Source organism: Wolbachia endosymbiont (group B) of Cyclophora punctaria, from assembly GCF_964028235.1.
Lineage (GTDB): Bacteria > Pseudomonadota > Alphaproteobacteria > Rickettsiales > Anaplasmataceae > Wolbachia.
Map to the genome: position 1 here is coordinate 55,349 of NZ_OZ034749.1, position 20,797 is coordinate 76,145.

At 34.3% G+C, this 20,797-nt stretch carries 20 protein-coding genes, 1 tRNA gene and 1 pseudogene; 14 read left to right on the top strand and 8 right to left on the bottom strand.

Translation table 11 applies throughout. The annotated features are described in order from the left end of the window. The first annotated feature begins 20 nt into the window (after window positions 1-20). The gene (locus ABWU33_RS00295) at window positions 21-1,307 is read left to right on the top strand and encodes an ankyrin repeat domain-containing protein (protein ID WP_353280785.1); all 1,287 of its coding nucleotides are present in this window, start codon (window positions 21-23) and stop codon (window positions 1,305-1,307) included. A 41-nt stretch (window positions 1,308-1,348) separates the two neighbouring features. On the opposite strand, the gene ABWU33_RS00300 is transcribed toward ABWU33_RS00295, so the two are convergent. Together ABWU33_RS00300 and ABWU33_RS00305 are read right to left on the bottom strand one after the other, a co-directional pair. After that, on the bottom strand, window positions 1,349-2,227 hold the full coding sequence (locus tag ABWU33_RS00300) for an IS3 family transposase (protein ID WP_353273672.1): 879 nt from the start codon (window positions 2,225-2,227) through the stop codon (window positions 1,349-1,351). Further along, on the bottom strand, window positions 2,203-2,502 hold the full coding sequence (locus ABWU33_RS00305; protein ID WP_353280344.1) for a transposase: 300 nt from the start codon (window positions 2,500-2,502) through the stop codon (window positions 2,203-2,205). Before ABWU33_RS00305 ends, ABWU33_RS00300 begins: the two co-directional genes overlap by 25 nt. A gap of 232 nt (window positions 2,503-2,734) precedes the next feature. On the opposite strand from ABWU33_RS00305, the gene ABWU33_RS00310 reads away from it, so the two are divergent. Then, window positions 2,735-3,166 (top strand): hypothetical protein, encoded by a 432-nt coding sequence (locus ABWU33_RS00310; protein ID WP_353280787.1) that lies wholly within the window; start codon window positions 2,735-2,737, stop codon window positions 3,164-3,166. A gap of 2 nt (window positions 3,167-3,168) precedes the next feature. Here the strand turns inward: ABWU33_RS00310 and tnpA are convergent, their stop codons facing one another. Continuing rightward, window positions 3,169-3,606 carry an IS200/IS605 family transposase gene (tnpA, locus tag ABWU33_RS00315; RefSeq protein ID WP_265024376.1) on the bottom strand — a complete coding sequence of 146 codons (438 nt, stop codon included), beginning with the start codon at window positions 3,604-3,606 and terminating at the stop codon, window positions 3,169-3,171. A gap of 80 nt (window positions 3,607-3,686) precedes the next feature. Between tnpA and ABWU33_RS00320 the strand changes: the two genes are divergently transcribed. The 3 genes from ABWU33_RS00320 to ABWU33_RS00330 are packed head-to-tail and all read left to right on the top strand — an operon-like array spanning window position 3,687 to window position 5,521. Next, the gene (locus ABWU33_RS00320; RefSeq protein WP_353280789.1) at window positions 3,687-4,310 is read left to right on the top strand and encodes a hypothetical protein; all 624 of its coding nucleotides are present in this window, start codon (window positions 3,687-3,689) and stop codon (window positions 4,308-4,310) included. Between the two features lie 57 nt (window positions 4,311-4,367). Next, entirely contained in the window at window positions 4,368-4,667 is a 300-nt protein-coding gene (locus ABWU33_RS00325; protein ID WP_353280344.1) for a transposase, read from the top strand. Continuing rightward, on the top strand, window positions 4,643-5,521 hold the full coding sequence (locus ABWU33_RS00330) for an IS3 family transposase (protein ID WP_353273672.1): 879 nt from the start codon (window positions 4,643-4,645) through the stop codon (window positions 5,519-5,521). The genes ABWU33_RS00325 and ABWU33_RS00330 overlap by 25 nt, the downstream gene beginning before the upstream one ends. A 45-nt stretch (window positions 5,522-5,566) precedes the next feature. Here ABWU33_RS00330 and ABWU33_RS00335 read toward each other — a convergent pair. From ABWU33_RS00335 to ABWU33_RS00345, 3 genes and pseudogenes are all read right to left on the bottom strand, one after another. Further along, a pseudogene (locus ABWU33_RS00335) lies at window positions 5,567-5,983 on the bottom strand (phage portal protein); the annotation flags it as partial. Window positions 5,984-6,261: 278 nt separating this feature from the next. Then, the gene (locus ABWU33_RS00340; protein WP_353280790.1) at window positions 6,262-7,449 is read right to left on the bottom strand and encodes a hypothetical protein; all 1,188 of its coding nucleotides are present in this window, start codon (window positions 7,447-7,449) and stop codon (window positions 6,262-6,264) included. Between the two features lie 13 nt (window positions 7,450-7,462). Continuing rightward, window positions 7,463-7,762: a hypothetical protein gene (locus ABWU33_RS00345; RefSeq protein ID WP_353280792.1), complete on the bottom strand. Its 300-nt coding sequence runs from the start codon at window positions 7,760-7,762 to the stop codon at window positions 7,463-7,465. 218 nt (window positions 7,763-7,980) lie between these two features. Here ABWU33_RS00345 and lipB point away from each other — a divergent pair, with 218 nt between their 5' ends. Continuing rightward, on the top strand, window positions 7,981-8,598 hold the full coding sequence (gene lipB / locus ABWU33_RS00350) for a lipoyl(octanoyl) transferase LipB (RefSeq protein ID WP_211908628.1): 618 nt from the start codon (window positions 7,981-7,983) through the stop codon (window positions 8,596-8,598). Beyond that, complete coding sequence (locus ABWU33_RS00355) at window positions 8,598-9,566, top strand: LD-carboxypeptidase (RefSeq protein ID WP_353280793.1); 969 nt, start codon at window positions 8,598-8,600, stop codon at window positions 9,564-9,566. The genes lipB and ABWU33_RS00355 overlap by 1 nt, the downstream gene beginning before the upstream one ends. A gap of 423 nt (window positions 9,567-9,989) precedes the next feature. On the opposite strand, the gene ABWU33_RS00370 is transcribed toward ABWU33_RS00355, so the two are convergent. Continuing rightward, complete coding sequence (locus tag ABWU33_RS00370; protein WP_353280796.1) at window positions 9,990-10,814, bottom strand: ankyrin repeat domain-containing protein; 825 nt, start codon at window positions 10,812-10,814, stop codon at window positions 9,990-9,992. A gap of 199 nt (window positions 10,815-11,013) precedes the next feature. Between ABWU33_RS00370 and dnaE the strand changes: the two genes are divergently transcribed. The 6 genes from dnaE to ABWU33_RS00400 all read left to right on the top strand — a co-directional run bounded on the left by dnaE (window position 11,014) and on the right by ABWU33_RS00400 (window position 17,601). Then, complete coding sequence (dnaE, locus tag ABWU33_RS00375; RefSeq protein WP_353280797.1) at window positions 11,014-14,343, top strand: DNA polymerase III subunit alpha; 3,330 nt, start codon at window positions 11,014-11,016, stop codon at window positions 14,341-14,343. A 48-nt stretch (window positions 14,344-14,391) separates the two neighbouring features. Then, complete coding sequence (rpsF, locus tag ABWU33_RS00380) at window positions 14,392-15,165, top strand: 30S ribosomal protein S6 (RefSeq protein WP_211908633.1); 774 nt, start codon at window positions 14,392-14,394, stop codon at window positions 15,163-15,165. Next, window positions 15,165-15,443: a 30S ribosomal protein S18 gene (rpsR, locus tag ABWU33_RS00385; RefSeq protein ID WP_015587948.1), complete on the top strand. Its 279-nt coding sequence runs from the start codon at window positions 15,165-15,167 to the stop codon at window positions 15,441-15,443. The genes rpsF and rpsR overlap by 1 nt, the downstream gene beginning before the upstream one ends. A 3-nt stretch (window positions 15,444-15,446) precedes the next feature. Beyond that, the gene (rplI, locus tag ABWU33_RS00390; protein ID WP_211908635.1) at window positions 15,447-16,001 is read left to right on the top strand and encodes a 50S ribosomal protein L9; all 555 of its coding nucleotides are present in this window, start codon (window positions 15,447-15,449) and stop codon (window positions 15,999-16,001) included. Between the two features lie 236 nt (window positions 16,002-16,237). Further along, complete coding sequence (purB, locus tag ABWU33_RS00395) at window positions 16,238-17,530, top strand: adenylosuccinate lyase (RefSeq protein WP_250120032.1); 1,293 nt, start codon at window positions 16,238-16,240, stop codon at window positions 17,528-17,530. Next, window positions 17,530-17,601, top strand: a tRNA-Met gene (locus ABWU33_RS00400). Before purB ends, ABWU33_RS00400 begins: the two co-directional genes overlap by 1 nt. A 553-nt stretch (window positions 17,602-18,154) precedes the next feature. Here ABWU33_RS00400 and ABWU33_RS00410 read toward each other — a convergent pair. After that, window positions 18,155-19,420 (bottom strand): iron-containing alcohol dehydrogenase, encoded by a 1,266-nt coding sequence (locus ABWU33_RS00410; protein ID WP_264337701.1) that lies wholly within the window; start codon window positions 19,418-19,420, stop codon window positions 18,155-18,157. Between the two features lie 42 nt (window positions 19,421-19,462). Here ABWU33_RS00410 and dapE point away from each other — a divergent pair, with 42 nt between their 5' ends. After that, window positions 19,463-20,659, top strand: coding sequence for a succinyl-diaminopimelate desuccinylase (gene dapE / locus ABWU33_RS00415; protein WP_264337702.1), 1,197 nt, complete (start codon window positions 19,463-19,465; stop codon window positions 20,657-20,659). The last annotated feature ends 138 nt before the right edge of the window (window positions 20,660-20,797 follow it).

Sequence of the window (20,797 nt, forward strand, 5' to 3'; positions counted from 1 at the left end):
CTATATTTTTGGGACACGATTTGCAATTGCCTGATGCTAATGATAGACATATAGAGATTGTCTGTAGTGATCAGGATTCTTTAAACGTTAAATATTTTCCAAATATGCCTGTTAAGCAACTGGGTAAAGAAATATGCAGGGTTGATGCTATTTTAGAGTTCACCCTTAAGTTTCGAGATAGTAAGGTAGAGTATGAAAACGGCAAAGTAACATTTGCCATTCCTGAACAATTAGAGAATTACAAAGCTGATGGCAAAAGTTTGTTAGATGAAATAAATAGGCATTTCGAAGATGAGGATAATAGAATTACAGAGACTCTTGAGAAAAATATGAATGAAGGACCTAAGTCATTTGCTGCTGAAGACTTGTCTATTACTGAGAGTTCATCTGATAGTAGTGAAGTAGCAAACAAAGTAGTTACTGATCCAGGCATTTTAGGTAATGTTGCGAATGTATTGGTAGGTGTTGCAGAAGTTACAGCAGTTGTAGCAACAGAGTTATTTTGGCCTCAAGATCAGATTAATATAGAACCAAGGCATAATGAAGAAGAATTTACCATTATCCCTGAAAATTTAACCTTTGATGGATTAATAGACGTTATAAATAAAGCAAAAAATTATGGTGATTACGCAGATTTAGATAAAACTATAAATAATATAGAGGAAGGCGATAGATTTATTACTGATTTGAATTGTGGTAATTTGAAGGATTTTTGCTCTCAACAGCTTAATTTGACTGATCATATGCACAATGTGCTGTTGAATAATAGCTATGATGAAACAAATGGTTATTATAATTATTCAGTAAAAGAGCTTTCACTACTAGCCATTGCAGCTGATGACACACTTGTGGAAAGGTATGCAGAAACGCATAAAAGTATATTATTTACGCAAGATGAAGGGCTCGATAGGCTACTTATTGGTGTTGGTGGACAGCGCTATACTAAGCTTTTATTAGAAGATTTGGAAAAAAATCGAAGTACTATTCTACCTTGGCATAGCATATGTGAAAAACTTCGAAGGGCGTTGTCTATTCGTAATCAAGAATGCGTGAAAGCGGTATTAGATAAATTTAAAGATACTGAAGCCAGGTCTAGAGTTTCTGATATGTCAGAAAAATTTTTGCACTATGCTATACAACAAGATTTTATAGATGTAGCAAAGACTATTATTAATCATAAAATTGCTGATATTAATAGTATAGACAATTCAGGGCATGCACCTTTGCATTGGGCTGTGGCACGTAATAATTTAGAATTAATCGGCTTGCTTATTAAAAATGGTGCTAATGTTGATGTTCAAGATTGACCTTACCCAGAAAAAGTAGACAGAAAGTTAAGACGTTTTTGCTATGAGAATGATGAATCAAAAAGCTCAGGAATGCAATAGTTAATAGTAGAATGTCTACGCTGTTTATTGTAAAAAATTTCTATATATTCAAATATTGCGGTTTTAGCTTGTTGTGCAGAGTGTTGTGAAGTATCAATGAGTAACTCTCTCTTAAGTGAACTAAAAAAGCTCTCTGAAACAGCATTATCATAACAACAACCTTTGTGACTCATACTAGAAGTAATATTTTTTGTACTTAGTAAAAATTGATAATTTTTAGAGGTGTATTGCGATCCTTGATCGCTATGAAATAGTAGATTTTTAGCAGATTTGCGCCTACCAATAGCCATGAATAACGCATCTATAACTAATTGCCTATTTACTGCATTACTCATTGACCAGCCAATCACCATGCGTGAATATAAATCTATTATTGCTGCCAAATATAACCATCCTTCATTAGTTTTTATGTACGTAATATCAGTTACCCATATCTTGTTAGGTTGATCAGCGATGAAATTCTGATTTAATATGTTAGGAGTTATAACTCTATTGTCTATTTGTGGTTTTTTACTTTTAAACTTTCGTCTAAGCTTAGCTTGAATGCCATTTTTCTGCATAACATTTTGCACTGTTTTGATGTTATAATTTTTACCTAAAGCCTTTAATTCAGCGTGAATTTTAGGAGCTCCGTATCTGCATTGTGATGCTCGATATACCTTCTGAATATCTTGTATGAGCTCTTCTCTTATTGATTTTTTGTTGTTTTTTTCCTTAGTAATCCATTTATAATAACCACAAGCAGATACGTTCAAAAATCTGCATAATTCCCGTATTTTATAGCAGTTTTCATGTTCTTTTATAAAAGAATATTTTACTCTTTTTGGTTTGCAAAATATCCCAGGGCTTTTTTTAAAATGTCTCTTTCCCTCGTTACTCTTGCCAGCTCTTTCTTTAAATAAAACTTTTCTTTGTCACAATGAGCTACTTTCCCTTTTCCTGGAAACGCATCTACTCCAGACATTCTATCATTGTATGTTTTTACCCATCTGCTTAATGAATCACCGCTAATACCCAAATCTCTTGCTATTTTTGCTGATGATTGACCTGTTTCTTTTACTAGTCTTATAGCTTCAATTTTGAATTCTGCTGTATATTCTTTTCTTTTTGTCATACCACACCTCTTTGAAAAAACGTTTTATTTTACTTCAAAAACGTCTTAACTTTCTGTCTACTTTTTCTGGGTAAGGTCAGATGAGAGGCATGGCAGAACAGCTTTACATTGGGCTGCTTACCATGATAAATTCGAAATAGTAAAATTACTTGTAAACAAGGGAGCTGATTGCAACATTAAAGATAGAGATGGCAAAACAGCTTTAGATCTGGTAGGAACGAAAAGTTTATATTTGGTAAGGGAAGAAAACAGGGAAAAATCTTCTAGTGAATCAAAAATCACAAAATTTCTTGAAGGTTTAGATGATAAAACACCTTTGCATTTAAATATTAAAAAAGATCCAGAATCCAAAAATATTGATAATCAACAGCCGCAAAGAAACATTGTTGATAAAGTAGAGAATATTATGAATAATGAAGAGGCTTCAATAGAAGAAGCTATAGGTAATAATTGTGAGGAGGGTAAAATGCCTGGAAATGAAAAAATTATAGGGGAAAAATTGTCTGATGCTGTCGATAGAATCAATTGTGATACTATGATAGATTTATTAAAGAAATTAGATGATAGTGTATATAAATCCACTTTACAGAAGCTCTTGACTCAACCACTATCGGCTGAGAGCCGAAAGGTTGGATATAGCGCTGGAAGCGCGGTGAGAAGCTAAAGCTACTCCAATCTTATACTAGATATAGAATGAGGCTGATGTGCATCTGTATGTTTATTGATGTACTCATTAATGACTTCATCTGTGATATGTCCGCTGGTAGCACTAAAGTATCCTCTTCCCCAAAAACGCTTTCCCCAGTACATTTTATTTAGCTCTGGAAATTCTTGTTGAATTTTGCGTGAAGACCTGCCTTTGGCTCTTTGAACAAAATCACTCACAGCTATATGAGGAGGTATTACTACGAATAAATGTAAATGATCTGATGATATTACTCCGTTTTCTATCTTAATCCCCATTTCTTCAGATACTTCTGCTATGATTGTTCGTATTCTCTCCTTCATAGCCTTAGTTAATACTCTGTACCGATATTTTGTAATCCAGACTATATGGTACCTATGATAAAATACAGTGTGTTTTCCTTTGTCATATTCCGTCATAACTATACTTTATAAAGTACAGTTATGACATTGACAAACTAAAGTTTCTCCACCTAGAAGGTGGAGGCTTGTACCATCTTATGGAAAGTCAAGCAAATGACAAGATGACAAGCTTGGGAGAGGGTAAGCAGAAAGAGGATCTTGCACAAATAATAGCATTGCTTAAAAACGAGCTCGAGCACATTGATGCATCATCAGTAGGCAATGATGTAGAAGCTAATGCAAGTGGTCAACAAATTCCTGTGGAAAAGGTTAAAGAACGTGAATCAGATTCACCATCACTGAGTTCTGAAGATGATGATTTTTCTAAACTTGAAGGTAATAAAAGTGATTGCTCTGCCGGAACTTCCTCAGACTCTAATAGTAATTCTCCATTTGAAAAAATTAGTGAAGAAGGTCATGAAACAAGAATATCTGTAATTGACACAGTGGAAGCTGAAGCAACAGCTAATGGTACTGTTTCTAGTAATTCTGTTCTTTGTACTTTAAGAGTAGAATTAACAAGTGATGATGAAGATGAACTTCTTTCGATTGAAATTGAAGATGTTAATAGTAGTATTAACGTTAATCAACCTACTAAGCATGTAGAACAAGTTGCTAACGGAAATGGACAGCCAAAAACAGAATTGCCAAGAATTAATGAGCAAAGCAGCAAAAGTGGCCTCAAAAAAAATCCACAAAATGACCTTACCCAGAAAAAGTAGACAGAAAGTTAAGACGTTTTTGAAGTAAAATAAAACGTTTTTTCAAAGAGGTGTGGTATGACAAAAAGAAAAGAATATACAGCAGAATTCAAAATTGAAGCTATAAGACTAGTAAAAGAAACAGGTCAATCATCAGCAAAAATAGCAAGAGATTTGGGTATTAGCGGTGATTCATTAAGCAGATGGGTAAAAACATACAATGATAGAATGTCTGGAGTAGATGCGTTTCCAGGAAAAGGGAAAGTAGCTCATTGTGACAAAGAAAAGTTTTATTTAAAGAAAGAGCTGGCAAGAGTAACGAGGGAAAGAGACATTTTAAAAAAAGCCCTGGGATATTTTGCAAACCAAAAAGAGTAAAATATTCTTTTATAAAAGAACATGAAAACTGCTATAAAATACGGGAATTATGCAGATTTTTGAACGTATCTGCTTGTGGTTATTATAAATGGATTACTAAGGAAAAAAACAACAAAAAATCAATAAGAGAAGAGCTCATACAAGATATTCAGAAGGTATATCGAGCATCACAATGCAGATACGGAGCTCCTAAAATTCACGCTGAATTAAAGGCTTTAGGTAAAAATTATAACATCAAAACAGTGCAAAATGTTATGCAGAAAAATGGCATTCAAGCTAAGCTTAGACGAAAGTTTAAAAGTAAAAAACCACAAATAGACAATAGAGTTATAACTCCTAACATATTAAATCAGAATTTCATCGCTGATCAACCTAACAAGATATGGGTAACTGATATTACGTACATAAAAACTAATGAAGGATGGTTATATTTGGCAGCAATAATAGATTTATATTCACGCATGGTGATTGGCTGGTCAATGAGTAATGCAGTAAATAGGCAATTAGTTATAGATGCGTTATTCATGGCTATTGGTAGGCGCAAATCTGCTAAAAATCTACTATTTCATAGCGATCAAGGATCGCAATACACCTCTAAAAATTATCAATTTTTACTAAGTACAAAAAATATTACTTCTAGTATGAGTCACAAAGGTTGTTGTTATGATAATGCTGTTTCAGAGAGCTTTTTTAGTTCACTTAAGAGAGAGTTACTCATTGATACTTCACAACACTCTGCACAACAAGCTAAAACCGCAATATTTGAATATATAGAAATTTTTTATAATAAACAGCGTAGACATTCTACTATTAACTATTGCATTCCTGAGCTTTTTGATTCATCATTCTCATAGCAAAAACGTCTTAACTTTCTGTCTACTTTTTCTGGGTAAGGTCAGAACGTTACTTCTCCCCGGAACAATTTCAACTCTATCAGGGCGCAGAAGATAAAGCTCTGTTGATTTGTTCTGCGCCTCAATCATCAATACATAAGAATTGCCATTAACTAATCGATAAGTCACAATCCCTTCAATAAATTCCGATTTTGATGTCATTGGATTAGGAGAATAAAGTAACTTCAGTAATGGATGCGCTTTTAGTTGTGATTTTCCCTGGTCAGTAAGCTGGCAGAGAGTAAAAGGTACCGAAGATGCAGCACTTGCGATCATATTAATTGCTCGAAAGGCAATGACATTTTTTATGTAGCCTTCCTCAGCAAAACTTGCATAATCGCGCCTACTCCAACTTGGTTCCATCATTAGTTGCAAAGCAGAGTATTCACTGCTTTTCTTTCTTTGAAAAATATTAAAATTCATATGTGCCTCCTGAAAAATTGAATTTGTTAAAAGATTGAAATTGTAGTTGAATTATATCAATTAGTGTTACAAGAATGATGTCATCCCAGTGCTTGACACTGGGATCCAAGAATTTAATTGTAGATAGCCCACTTAACTGGTGAGCATAGCTGTTTTATACCAGAACGAACACCTTTGACTAGATTGTATGAAAAGCTAGATCCCAGTGTCAGCTACTCGGATGACAAACATGGACTACTTCAACTATACCATCGTTAAAGAAACCAGAAAAGCTATTATCAAAGCTGAAGCTCTCCTTGAAACCCCTCAACTTTTGGATCGTTAATTTTGCTATTGCAGCTACTCATTGCATAAACATTAAGACAAATGTTTGTCACTATTCCAACAAGCATACACATTCCTGTAATCATTGCAGCTACAGTAAAAGCTGTGCCTAAGGTTCCACTTGTAAATATAGCTGCTATTAACGTTGGAACAAATAGACAGAATGAAGGTTTGATTACGTAACTATAAATCTTTTCAATTCTATCGAAATTTTTCCATGGTCCAGCAAGATCTTTCAATGGACCAGTAAGATTTCTTGCCATTTTAACCTGGGTTTCTAAGTTTTGCTTAAAGTAATCACTAAAACTAGTACTTGGAGAATCGTTATCAAGAATTGAAAGAGAAAAAGAAAAACCTACCTTCTTCATCTTCTGGCCTTTAAATTCTCCTTTCATGTACTTAAAATTCCTAACATTCAATATGGATCCATCAATATACCTAAGGTTAAATTGCATGTTAGGATTCAATACATGATTTAAAGTGCTTGCCTTCCTATCTATTAAAGCTTCAAATTTTTCTTTATTCTGATCATAATAGTCAATAAAATCCTCTAACTCTTTTGATAGCTTTTCTAGATCTATTTTTATGCCATAGCTTCTCAATGTGGTCAGAAAGGTATAAAAGTTTTGTAAATAACTTTTGGTGCCACTAAAGATCAAATAAAATGATCTACCATGATCAATTTTTGCCCAGAGTTTTTCTTTTACTTTTTTACCCTTTGCATTTTCATACTCCTTTTCTATTACACCAAAATTTTCTTGGTTCACAATATCAGCTTCTACAAGTAATATTTGAGCAGCCAGTATTTTCTCAAAACCTTTTGCATCTTGGTGGTTTTTGCCTTTTTCTTTAAGATCCATTAATGTTGTAAATTTGTCCAAAAACTTTGATCTCAAATGAAGTTGCCCTTGATTTTTCTCTTGCTCAATGCGCTCTTTAAATTGATCATTACCATTAGCAAATCTTTCCTTTGGCAAATCGTTATTTGTTACCAATTCAACAATTGGAGCTCTATCATATAAAAACAGCTTATATAAATCACCAGCAACATATTCCCTGATAAAATCAGCAATATTAAGGTCATCATAACATATATCGCTTTCTACTGACTGCCATAATAAATCAAGATTATTATTTATCACAAAATTTGGCAAATTAAGGATTTTGCAATTTTGTAGCTTTTCTTGATCCTTTGTAAAAAGATTCTTTGAATTGTGCTAACTTAGACTGTTCTTCCTCTTTTGTAAGCGTGTGATTTAGAACAGACTTAATCATGAAAGCTGCCTTATCACCTTCATTGTCGCTATACTCGTGCTCTGCTTGAAATCCTGAACTGCAGACTACTTCTTTCTCTCCTACTTTCTTGAACTCGCTCATAGGCTGGAGTGTTCTATCATGGAAATGTTTTTCAAGAAGTTGAGTTTTTTGTTTAAACTCTGTAATTATATTTGGCATAATTACTCCCTAGCTAAAAATATAAATGTTAAATATTTATTAATGATGTTAGCATATCTAGCAACATATGTCAAATTTTTCATCATTAGGCGATAGCTTCCCTTTTTTGTTACAAAGCCTTATATAGCTTTATATGGAACGCTTTAAAAGCTCACTAACAACCTAAACTTGCTTGAAAATCAAGTAAGTATTATAAAATTAAATAAAAGAAATTGAATATGACAGAATGGCTAATATCTAACCAATTTGCTGATTATAACCATTCTGTGAAATTCATGGAAGCAAAAATTCAACAAATTCACAATAATTTATCTGATGAGTTAGTATGGCTACTCCAGCACCCTCCACTTTATACTGCAGGAATCGGTGCAACAGATGATGACATTATTGAAAAATTATTTCCTATATATAAAACAGGTAGGGGTGGTAAATATACATATCACGGACCAGGGCAGCGCATTATATATTTAATGCTAAATCTTAAAAAAAGAAACAAATGTGACATAAAACTATATATCAGAGACCTAAGTAATTGGATCATAAATGTTTTAAAACACTTTAATATATTTGGGGAATTTAAGGAAGATAGAATAGGCATTTGGGTGAACAACAACGGAGTAGAAGAAAAAATAGCAGCTTTTGGCATTCGCTTGAGAAAATGGATAACTTATCATGGCATAGCACTTAATGTCTCTCCAAACCTTTCCCACTATGAGGGTATTATTCCTTGTGGACTAAAAGATTACGGCGTTACATCAATGGAAAAACTAGGAGTAAAAGTTTCTCTTTGCGAATTAGATGATATATTAAAGCAAGAGTTTCATAAGATATTTTAATGTATTCCTTTATTCTTTATTTTCTATGCCTTTTACTCACTAATCCTGCACACACAATCAATCAAGTTGATATTATTGCTCCTTCTTCGAAAGGAAAAGAATCAGATCTGCCTACTATAAGAGAATACGTAAAAACTTTGGGTTTTAATCCCCATATTTCGGAGAAAATATACAGTAATGACAACCCATTTTATTCTAACTCTGATGAGTTTAGAGCGAATGATTTGGTTAATGCGCTCACTGATGATAGCAAAATAATTTGGTGTATCAGAGGAGGAGAAGGGGCTTCTCGGCTAATTCCTTACCTAGAAAAGCTGCCCAATGATAAAAAAGAAAGAATTGCTCAAAACAAAAAAATTCTTATAGGCTATAGTGATATCACTGCTTTACATATTTATCTGCAAGTTAAATATGACTGGCAAACTCTTCACGGTACCATGTTGGAAATGATAGTAAATAACTCTGTTGCTGAAAGCTCTGTTGAAAAATTAAAAGAATTAATTCTTAACCAACACAACTCTATCAGATTTGACAACTTAAAGATGATAAATAATGGAGTTAGACTAAAAAATAGCATATTAGAATCTAAAATCATCGGTGGTAATATGACTTTGGTTGAAAATAGCATAGGAACTGCTTGGCAAATAAACGCAAAAAACAAAATTCTATTTTTAGAAGACATAAGAGTTTATCCATATTCAATTGAACGCAGTTTAGATCACCTAAAACAAGCTCATATTTTTGATGGAGTAGATGCAGTAATATTCGGTGACTTTGTTAACTGTTATAATGATAATCTTGTCGAAATTGTAAAAGAAAGGTTTGCAAAAAGTGTCAACTTTCCAGTATTTACAATGAAAGGAGTAGGCCATGGAGATATAAATGACCCTTTACCTTTCAACACTCACGCTACCATTAGCGTTCAAGACGAGAAGGAGTTTATGGATGTGCAACAGTTATACAAGTAGCTTTATCTAACACTCCTTTCATTCCAGCACCTTCGTTGTCATCCGAGTAGCCCTCTTTCTTGTCATTCGAGTAGCCTCTTTGGTGTCATTCCAGTGCTTGACACTGGAATCCAACTAAGTTGGTAAACACGAAAGCGCTTTTTTTTGACGGAATTGCACAAAAAAAACTGGATGCCAGTGTCAGCTACTTGCATGACATCATCTTTTTTATCAGATGCATATGAAATCAGTGCTTTCTTGTCATCCCAGTACTCCTTATTCTTGTCATTCGAGTAACCCCTTCAGTGTCATCCCAGTGCCTAGACACTGGGATCCAGAAAACTTCACTTTAAATGAGTGAACTAGATTGCCTTTATATAGATTCCAGTGTCAGATAATTGCATGACATCTTCAACTCTGTACAGATGTGCGCAACGCGTTCCACTATGAAGAAATGACAGTAACTCCCTGCTGTTCATTTGTTAAGTTGACAATTGGTTTTTCTGCTCCATCAACTTTAGTACTAGGCTTTAACAATTCATATGTAGCACAACCAACTACCAGTGCTGCTGCTGTAACTGCAACCACTGCTATAACGATAGGTATCAACTGAGCTGCAATTGTTCCAGTTGTAAAAAGTGCCACTGCTATAGCAGTGCCTAATAATGTATTCACTCCACCAGCAATCATTGCCTTATTACGTGCTTTCACAAAAGAACCTCCTACTTCATTTAATAGAACTGTTACTACGTTTTGACTTACAGCATAATCTAAAGGGGTCTCTCCATATTGATCTGCTGCGTTAACATCTGCTCCTGCTTTGATTAAAACCTCTACTGTCTTTTCGTGACCATTACAAGCAGCGAAATGCAAAGGAGTCATATCGTGGTAACCTTTCTCATTAACATTTGCTCCTTTTGCTAGTAAAAACTCTACTGTCTTTTCGTGACCATTCTCAGCAGCTAAATGCAAAACAGTATTACCCGAATGATATCTCTCATTAACATCTGCTCCTTTTTCTAGTAAAACATTTACTATATTTGTGTAACCATTCTTAGCAGCTATCTTTAATAACATACACTCAATACAGAAGGAGAGAGAAAATACATAATTTACATCAAAACTACCTATCTCCCACAACAAATATAGAAATAGATTCTGTTCCTTTAGTTCTTCTTGTATTTTCTTAATTATATTATATTTATCTAAGCCTTCCTTAACCTCAATCGTACTCAGTACTTTTTTCAGTGATTTATATTCTCCTGTCATAATTCTACCTTCAATATTAAACAATATGTTTAATTATTTCATAATTATGATGAAAAATCAACTCAAATAAGCTAATAACCGGGATTGTGAATAGTAAATTAGATTCAAATAGCCTCTTTGTGTTATTTCAGTGTTAGACCTTTTCATATCCTTACAAGCGAATTAATGTTATCCTTTTATTGCTAATCTAAAGTTTTTTATGTTCATACACTTGCGTGTTCATAGCGTTTATTCTCTGCTTGAGAGTTCGGTTAAAATTGAGGAGCTGATTGGTCTTTGTTTGCAGAACAAAATGCCGGCAGTTGCAGTTACTGACTCAGGTAACTTATTTGGCTCACTTGAATTTGCAGAATATGCAGCTAATAGGGGAATACAGCTAATAATAGGATGTAATATTATCGTTCGACACTTAGAACAAAATTTATCAATACTGCTACTTGCAAAAAATGAACAAGGGTACACTAATTTAGTCACTTTGGTGAGTGAGTCTTTTAAAAAGCGTAAAAATAGCAGCGATATTCCCTACGTTGATTTTGATGAGCTATTAAATTTAAGTTCAGGCCTAATCGCCTTAACTGGTGGATATGACGGCATATTGGCTCAACTGTTATTGAAGCAAGATAAAGAAACGATAAAAAGACTGCTCTCAGCATTTGATGGTCATTTATATGTTGAATTGCAGCGTCATGGGCTGAATAAAGAGCTAGAGCTTGAAGAAGCTTTAATAGATTTTGCTTATCAGCGCAATATACCACTAGTTGCAACGAATGATGTGTTTTTTTCAAATAGATCTGATTATGAAGCTTATGATATATTAACGTGCATATCGGAGGGCAGTTATGCTCTCGAGAATAACAGAAAGAAGCTAACCACTGAACATTATTTCAAATCTGTGGCGGAAATGGAGGAGCTATTTAGCGATATCCCCGAAGCAATTTATAACACTTTAGTGATAGCTAAGCGGTGCTCTTACATGCCAAGAAGCAGGCAGCCTATCTTGCCTAAATTTCCTTGTCGAGAAAATAAAACTGAGAATGAAGAACTGAGGGAGCAGGCAGTTTCAGGGTTGAAGCTGCGTATTGCAAATGAAACGGACATAGACCTTAAACAATACTACGATCGGCTGAATTACGAACTAAGCGTAATAACTTCGATGAACTACGCTGGCTACTTTTTGATAGTTTCTGATTTCATTCGTTGGAGCAAAGCAAATGGCATTCCAGTTGGACCGGGAAGAGGTTCTGGTGCTGGGTCGATTGTTGCTTGGAGCTTACAAATTACAGATCTTGATCCAATAAAATTTGGTCTGATCTTTGAAAGATTTTTGAATCCTGATCGTGTATCGATGCCTGACTTTGATATCGATTTCTGCCAAGAGAAAAGGGACCTGGTTATTGATTATGTTCAGAAAAAGTACGGTTATGTTGCTCAAATAATCACTTTTGGAAAATTGCAAGCAAGGGCAGTATTGCGTGATGTTGGTAGAGTATTGCAAATGCCTTACTCTCAAGTGGATAAAATATCTAAAATGGTTCCATTTAATCCAGTAAATCCTGTAACTTTATCGCAAGCGATAGAGCTTGATCAAAACCTACAGAAAGAACGAGATAGTGATGAGGTAATTGCAAAGCTTCTTGATATATCACTAAAGCTCGAAGGAATATATCGTCACGTTTCAACTCATGCTGCTGGAATTGTAATATGCGATCAAAAATTAGAAAATTTTGTTCCCGTCTATTATGATCCAAATTCGGCTCTGCCAATCACTCAATACAGCATGAAATATGTAGAGAAAGCTGGGTTAATAAAATTTGATTTTCTTGGACTTGGTACGCTAACACTAATAGATCATGTATGTCGTTTAATTAATCGTGATGAAAAAAAATTTGATATTTCCTCGGTTTCTTTGATTGATCAAAGAACCTATGAAATGCTCTCAAGAGGTGATTCAATCGGAGTGTTTCAGCTTGAAAGTTCGGGAATGAGAGAAGCTTTAATCAAACTAAAGCCAGACTGCATTGAAGATATCATCGCTTTAATTTCTCTTTATCGCCCAGGGCCTATGGATAACATTCCAACTTATGTTGCAAGAAAGCATGGACTTGAAAAGCCAGATTACATTCATCCATTGCTTGAGGAGGTGTTAAAAGAAACATTCGGAGTAATAATCTACCAAGAACAGGTAATGGAAATAGCGCGTATTCTCTCTGGATATAGCTTAGCAGAGGCGGATTTACTCAGACGTGCCATGGGTAAGAAAATTAAGGAAGAGATGGATAAACAACGTGAACTTTTTGTTCAAGGAGCAACAAAAAACGGTGTTGATTACGACAGGGCAAGTTATATTTTTGATCTTGTTGCAAAATTTGCTGGTTATGGATTTAATAAATCCCACGCTGCAGCATATGCGATTATATCTTACCAAACAGCTTACCTTAAGGCTAACTACCCGCTAGAATTTTTTACGGCCTTGATGAATCTCAACATTGATGATAGAGACAAACTGAATTTGTTTTATCATGCTGCAAAATTCAGTGGAGTTGCTGTTCTTTCGCCTGATATCAGCAAATCTAAGGCTGAATTTTCAATAGAGGGTGAGCACATACGCTACGGAATTGCTGCTTTGCGTAATGTTGGTTTTGCTATAGCAGAAGGAATAGTAAATGCACGCTCAAGTTCTTATAAGGACATATGGGAATTCATTCAAAATTTGGGGAATGTAATAAATAAAAGGGCATTAGAAAGTTTAATTAAATCTGGAACATTCGATAGTGTGCACAAAAATAGAAAGCAGTTATACGGGTCAATAGACACATTGATTTACTTTGCAAATAAAAATAGGCAGTCAAATCAAGCTGCTTTATTTGGTAATCTTGATATTCTGAAGCCAAAACTTGAGAACGTGGAAGATTTTAATGAAGAGGAAAAATTAGAGCATGAGTTATTTTCATTGGGATTTTACTTAACTAATCATCCACTTGAAAAGTTTAGAACTCTCTTGAAAAAATTAAATATTGGGTTTATCGGAGAGAGTAAAACGATAAAAACTGCTGGTGTAATATTAAATGTGCGTATGAGAACCTCAGAACGTGGAAGATTTGTTATCCTAACACTTTCTGATCCCCACAATGTTTCTGAAATAGCATTCTACAATAATGAAATAATAGAAGAAAAAAGGAATCTATTTTCACCTGGAGCATTTGTGATAATTGATCTTGAAATTTCAGAAAACACAACGAGACTATCAGGAAAGGACATATCTGAATTTACAGAAAAGGTTACTTCTCTAATGAAAGGATTAGTTTTAACTGCTGTATGTGCAGACTCGCAAAAAGTTGCTGAGGAGTTGAATGCAGTGTTGAAAAATGGAGGCAAAACCAAAATAATGCTAAAGTTTCTTCTCGAAAAACATAAAGTCAGCATCTTGTTGCCAGGTACATATTCAATCACCCCCCAAGCTATTTATGAAATATCTCACTTAAGTTGGATTGAAGGCGTAGAAATTAATACAAATAACTTGCTTATATAAAAAAGTTTTATATAATAAAGTGTTTAATTGATATTAAAGGAAGATATAGTGAATCTCTATGAATTTACTTTTATAGCACAACCGAACTTATTGCAGCAAGAAGTAGAAGAAATGGTCCAAGAATTGGCTATTTTGTTGAAAAATATTAAAGCAGATGTTATTTCTCAGGAGGTTAAAGGTCTCATAGAAAGAGAACATAGCACAGTTACAAAACAAGAGCTAGAGGCAAGTACTGAAAGCATTAAAAAAAGTCTGATTGTTTACTCTGATTTTTTGGAAACTCTGACAAAAATTTTATGGGTTGAATTGGAAGAAGATTTTTCAAATTTAAAAGAAATAAAGTCAAGAATCGATAAAGAATTGAAAAATGAACTAAGTGATACGGGAATAAAACAAAATTTTATGGACCTTCCAGGAGCTAACACTAAAAGTGCATTTATTTATAATGTAGTAAATGCTTTTAAGGAAAATATTTCACAACATCTAATAAAGCCCCTTCAAGAGGTTTTAAAAAGTTTTAAAATAGTAGACTCAAATCAATTGAATAAAACGCTGGAAGTGCTTTTGAAAAATATTGAAGCTTCAGGATTGATAAAATATGAATATTGGGGTCTATTAGATTTTGCATACCCAATAAATAAGATGAAAAGTGGTCATTACTGTATGATGTGTATAAGTTTTACTTCAAGCATTATGGATGAATTTGAGCGTAGAGTAAAACTGAATGAGAATATTATTCGCCACTTGTCTGTACGGGTTAATGAGTTTTTTAAAGGTAAATCTTACATGATGGATAAACAAATTGAGGAGAAAAGTGCATAATGATGAAAAGAAGAAATAGTTTTAATAATTCTTACGTGTCTGTAAATAACAGAACTGGCTTTAGGCGTCCTAAGGTCTGTCCTCTTGCTGCATCTAAAGATGAGGACATAGACTATAAGAATATAGATTTATTGTCCAAATTCACCTCTGACTATGGTAGAATATTACCTAGAAGGTTAACAGGTGTGTGCGCAAGAAAACAAAGAAAGTTGCGCTTAGCAATTATAAGAGCACGCTTTTTAGCTCTTGCTCCTTACTGTACTAAAAAAGTTAGGTAATTTATGTTAATAATTTTAAAGGAAAATATAACAACTTTAGGTAAGATTGGTGAAGTTGTCAAAGTTAAGCCAGGTTATGCACGTAATTTTCTTTTTCCACAAAAAAAGGCGATGAAAGCCACTAAGGAAAATTTAATAAAGTTAGAGGAACAGCGTTTATTATTGGAAGAAGAAAATACCAAAAAATTAAATGTAGCAAAAGTGCTTGCATCATCACTGCATGATAAATTTATTATATTAATAAAGCAAGCTTCAGAGGATGGAAAGATTTTTGGCTCTGTAACCACACGTGAAATTGCAAAAACTTTATTACAAGAAGGATATGATATAAGTCATCATAGTTTATCTTTTGGTGGAATAAGTATCAAAAATTTGGGCGAGTATCAAGTGAATATAGAATTACATAGTAAAGTGATAGTGCCAATTACTATATACGTTGTCAGATCTGAGAAAGATGCACATGAATTAAGGCAAGCAAAGTTGCAAAATCAGAAATCTGAGCAACAAGAGGCAGAGCAAGATGCGAGTAAAGAAACTACTGATGGTGATGATAGCTGATCAAAGATGATCCCTTGTTATAGTCGTAAAGAAATGTCTTCCATTGCTAAGCTGGTATCATCCCAGTGCTCCTTTCATGTCATTCCAGTGCGTGACACTGGGATCCAGTTTATTTCATCATGGACATTATTTTATGCTTCTAGAATCCGTTGTCCATTGAATAATTTGCAAATACTTTTATATCTGGATTCCAGTGTCATGCACTGGAATGACACCATTATTGGAATAAATCAAAAATGATCCCACGCTATAGCCGCAAAGAAATCTCTTCTATTTGGGAAGAAAAAAATAAGTTCAACATATGGCTCAAAATAGAAAAATTAGCATGTGAAGCTCAAGCAAAATTAAAAGTTATTCCAAATGATGTTGCTGAAAAGCTCTCTGGTGCTATTGAATTTGATATTGAGCGTATTAACGAAATTGAATCCATTGTAAAACATGATGTTATAGCTTTTTTGACATATATTTCTGAAAAAGCGGGAGTTGATGTTCGTTATCTCCATTACGGAATGACAAGTTCTGATGTTTTAGATACATGCCTTGCAGTGCAGTTGAAAGAGTCATGTGATATTTTACTCAAGAATCTAAAAAATTTACTTATAGTATTGAAAAAAAAAGCTGAGGACTATAAAGATATTGTTTGTGTTGGGCGCAGTCATGGAATGCATGCAGAACCAATAACTCTTGGATTAAAATTTGCTAGATTTTATGCTGAATTTAAACGCAATTATCAGAGATTAATTAGCGCGCAAAAAGAGATCTCAATTTGTAAAATATCAGGTGCAGTAGGTAATTTTGCAAATATTAATCCATTTGTTGAAGAGTATGTAGCGAAAGAAATGGGACTCATACCTGAAACCATATCGTCTCAAGTCATCCCTCGTGATAGACATGCCATGTTCTTTTCAATTTTGGGAGTAATTGCAAGCTCAATAGAAAATATTGCAATTGAGATTCGTCATTTGCAAAAAACTGAAGTCGGCGAAATCTCTGAATATTTTTCCACTGGGCAGAAGGGAAGTTCTGCTATGCCGCATAAGTGTAATCCTATTTTAAGTGAGAATTTGACTGGGCTCTCACGCTTAGTACGCAGCTATGTTTTTCCTGCATTAGAAAATGTTGCATTATGGCACGAACGAGATATATCGCACTCGTCTGTGGAAAGGTGCATTGCCCCTGATGCTTGTATAACAATGGATTTTGCTTTAGTGCGATTAACAGATTTGATAGATAAATTGGCGATCGATAAGGAAAACATTGAAAAGAACTTAAACTCTTCAAAGGGTTTAATTTTCTCACAACGTGTATTGCTTGAGTTGGTAAGTAGTGGTTTAACTAGGGAAGAGGCATATAAAATTGTTCAGAATAATGCAATGAAAGTAAAGCAAGATAACAGTGATTTTCTGTTCGAATTGAAACAAGATAAATCCTTGCACGGAATTATTGACTCTGAAAAACTTGAGTCTTTGTTTGATTTGAAGTATTATATGAAACATATAGATTACATATATAGCAAGGTTTTTAATTAGGCTGAGTAGCTCAGTGGTAGAGCAGGAGGATCATAATCTCTTGGTCGGGGGTTCAAATCCCTCCTCAGCCACTCAAGCTAAGTTATGGTTTGGCGATAGCAGCGCACTTGACAAAATAACGTGATTCATTGTCAATTAACTGAAGTTTTTTTTCAGTTGTTCATATAGTATATGGAATAATGTATGTGAAGTGATAAAGATACAACATTTGTTGTATCTATTCAGGGGAATGGCTAATGGTATCCGTTCAAGAAAGTGGTAAGGTAGATGAGAAAAGACAACTAAATGAATTTCATCCGAGTAGCTGACACTGGCATCTATATAAAGACAATCTAATGCACTCATTTAAAGTGAAGTTTTCTGGATCCCAGTGTCTAGGCACTGGGATGACAAGAAAAGAGTTGACTTGAATGACACCGAATAGGCACTGGGACAGAGGCTACTTGAATAATATTTCACCATGTCATTCCAGCACTTGATGCTGGAATCCAGAAGTTTTTGAGCACAAAAGTCATGCTAAGTTTTTGTTGTTAAGAAAGGCTGGATAGCTACTTGCATGACACCATTTGTTACTGTATTTTTGTCTATCTTATTTTGCTACCCTACCGAACGAATACACAAAATCTAACTTTTTTCTATACAACCAGCCAGGTCAAGAAAGGTGAATCTATCTCTTGTTGCAAATGTAAGATTGACTACCTTGCAGTATTGCTCTTTGTTCCAATTAAGATGCTCCGGTAAGTACGGAATTGATAGATCTTCAAATACTTTCTGCAGGTGTTTTGCAGATAGTAAATTTTGCTTAATTAAACTAGAAATATTACTCCATTCTTTGCAAATAATCTCTTGAATTTTTTGCTGCATCATTTGCTTCTGCTTTAGAATTTTTATAAATTCGGTATTACCAAAGCACTGAGTTATATGTTTTACATCTAAAGTGATCGGTTTGGTAATCGGGTTTTGTATTGACAATATCTCCTCTTGCAAGTTAGCCATGGTAATCGTTGTCACAGCAATTTTTTCCCCATGTAACGAGGAGGAATAATCCTGTGTTACCATCTCAATTGCATGAGCTATCATATGTTCTCCTTGACTTGCAGAGTAGCTGCCTTTTGACATCACCATTCCGAGTCCTGAAATCAATAAGGCTTCCATAAGTAATAAAACTACTCTTTTATCTTTTTTAGCAAGTGCCAAGTGTTCTCTGAGCAAAATTTCCTCCAGATTGCGAACAAGTTTAAAGGGTAATTCATTATATTCTGTGCCAAGTAATAGATGAGATAATAGCCAATCGGCTTGTACTGTTGAACGGCAGATGAAATCTGCAAATCCACTTAATGTGAGGCGTGGTGGTGCGTTGGCAATTATATCGGTATCAATGTATATTGCCTTTGGAAGATGTGCTCCGAACGATTTTTTATATCCATCAACTAATATTGAAGCGTTTGCAGAGCTATATCCATTCATGGAAGCAGCTGTTGGAAAGGATATGTAGTCTTTGCCTTCTAAATAGCTTGCGTACTTACAGATATCATTAACAGTGCCACTGCCAAATGCAACCATTAAGTCACTATCTTTTGCTTTATTTCTAACTAGGTTTACAGCTTGGAGAGAAGCAGCACTGTTCAGTCCATTTGGTGTCATCCAAGTAGCGTGACACTGCGATCCATCATAGTCACGCGCTGGAATGACAGGTGTGGCTGGAATAATTAAATGAGAAACTTTATTAAGTATGTTTTTGTTTAAAAGTTTTGCTGTATTTTCATCTGCAATCAGAAAAATGTCATTTCCGTATTGTCTACATATTTCATAGATATTATCAGCAAGTACTTTTACTTCCCTAATAAGAACTTGTTCTGTGTGCTGTAATATTTGTTTTAAATATCGCATAGAATGTTTACAATACGGTAATGTTAGTATTTCAAGATTGATATGAAGATTGACCCTGTAGAACTAACTAAGAAATTAATTTCTTTTAGAAGTATAACACCAAAAGACGATGGGGCAATAGAGCATATAGCAGCCATTCTCAAGAAAAGTGGTTTTGAATGTGAGATTTTAGAGTTTGGTGATAAAGTTAAAAATCTTTATGCGAAATATATAAATGGAGTACCAAACTTGTGTTTTGCTGGACATGTTGATGTTGTACCACCAGGTGAGTTAAAAGATTGGATATCTGATCCATTTAAGCCAGAAGTTAGAGATGGAATGCTATATGGAAGAGGAGCATCTGATATGAAAGGCGGAGTAGCTGCATTTATTGCTGCTATCGTAGATTCAGTTGCAGGTAAGTTTCGATTCAGCGGTTCAATCAGTGCATTGATTACCAGCGCTGAAGAAAGCACGGAAGAACATGGAACAAAGGCCGTTTTGGAATGGATGAAAAGCAAGCAAAAAAAGATAGATTTTTGTGTAGTTGGCGAACCAACTAGTAGTGAGAAATTAGGTGATACCATAAAAATAGGTAGAAGAGGTTCTGCAACATTTAAATTGATTTGCCATGGTAAACAAGGGCACGTTGCCTACCCAGATCTAGCAGATAATCCAATATATAAAATGGTATCGATACTAAGTAAGATAAAAGATACCACTTTTGATACTGGTAATAAATACTTTCAGCCTTCACATTGCGAAATTACTACTATCGACGTTGGAAATAATACTAATAATCTAATACCTAGTTCAATAGCAGCAGGTTTTAATGTTCGATATAACAATACACAAACACCAGACGTTTTATATAAGATGATTGATGCAATATGCACCAATGTGACTAACGATTATAAACTGTCTATGCAGAGCAGCAGAAACGTTTTTCTCTCTATTCCTGATAGAAATACTGATATTATGCTTGATGCGATAAATAAAATTACCGGCATTGATGCTGTGCTGAGTACAAATGGTGGCACATCTGATGCTGCGTTTATTAAGGATATTTGTCCAGTAATTGAATTTGGTATGATCAACAAAACCGCACATCAGGTAAATGAATGCGTATCAATAGACGATATACATAAATTAACAGCTATATATAAGGAGTTTATAAAAAATTATTTTTACCCCACTAATAAAATATTAAACCAGATCAATGTAATTGGTAATACGCCTGATGGTCCATTATTAGCTTGAGGTGCAGTTGCATAGAGAAGAAAACTTACTAGACACATTTTACCAGCCCCTTATTATAATATTAAGGGTATTTTTGACTCAAAACTTGTCTTTGATCTGTGTGAGCTCAATAACAAAAATTCAGTAGAAAGCTTATTG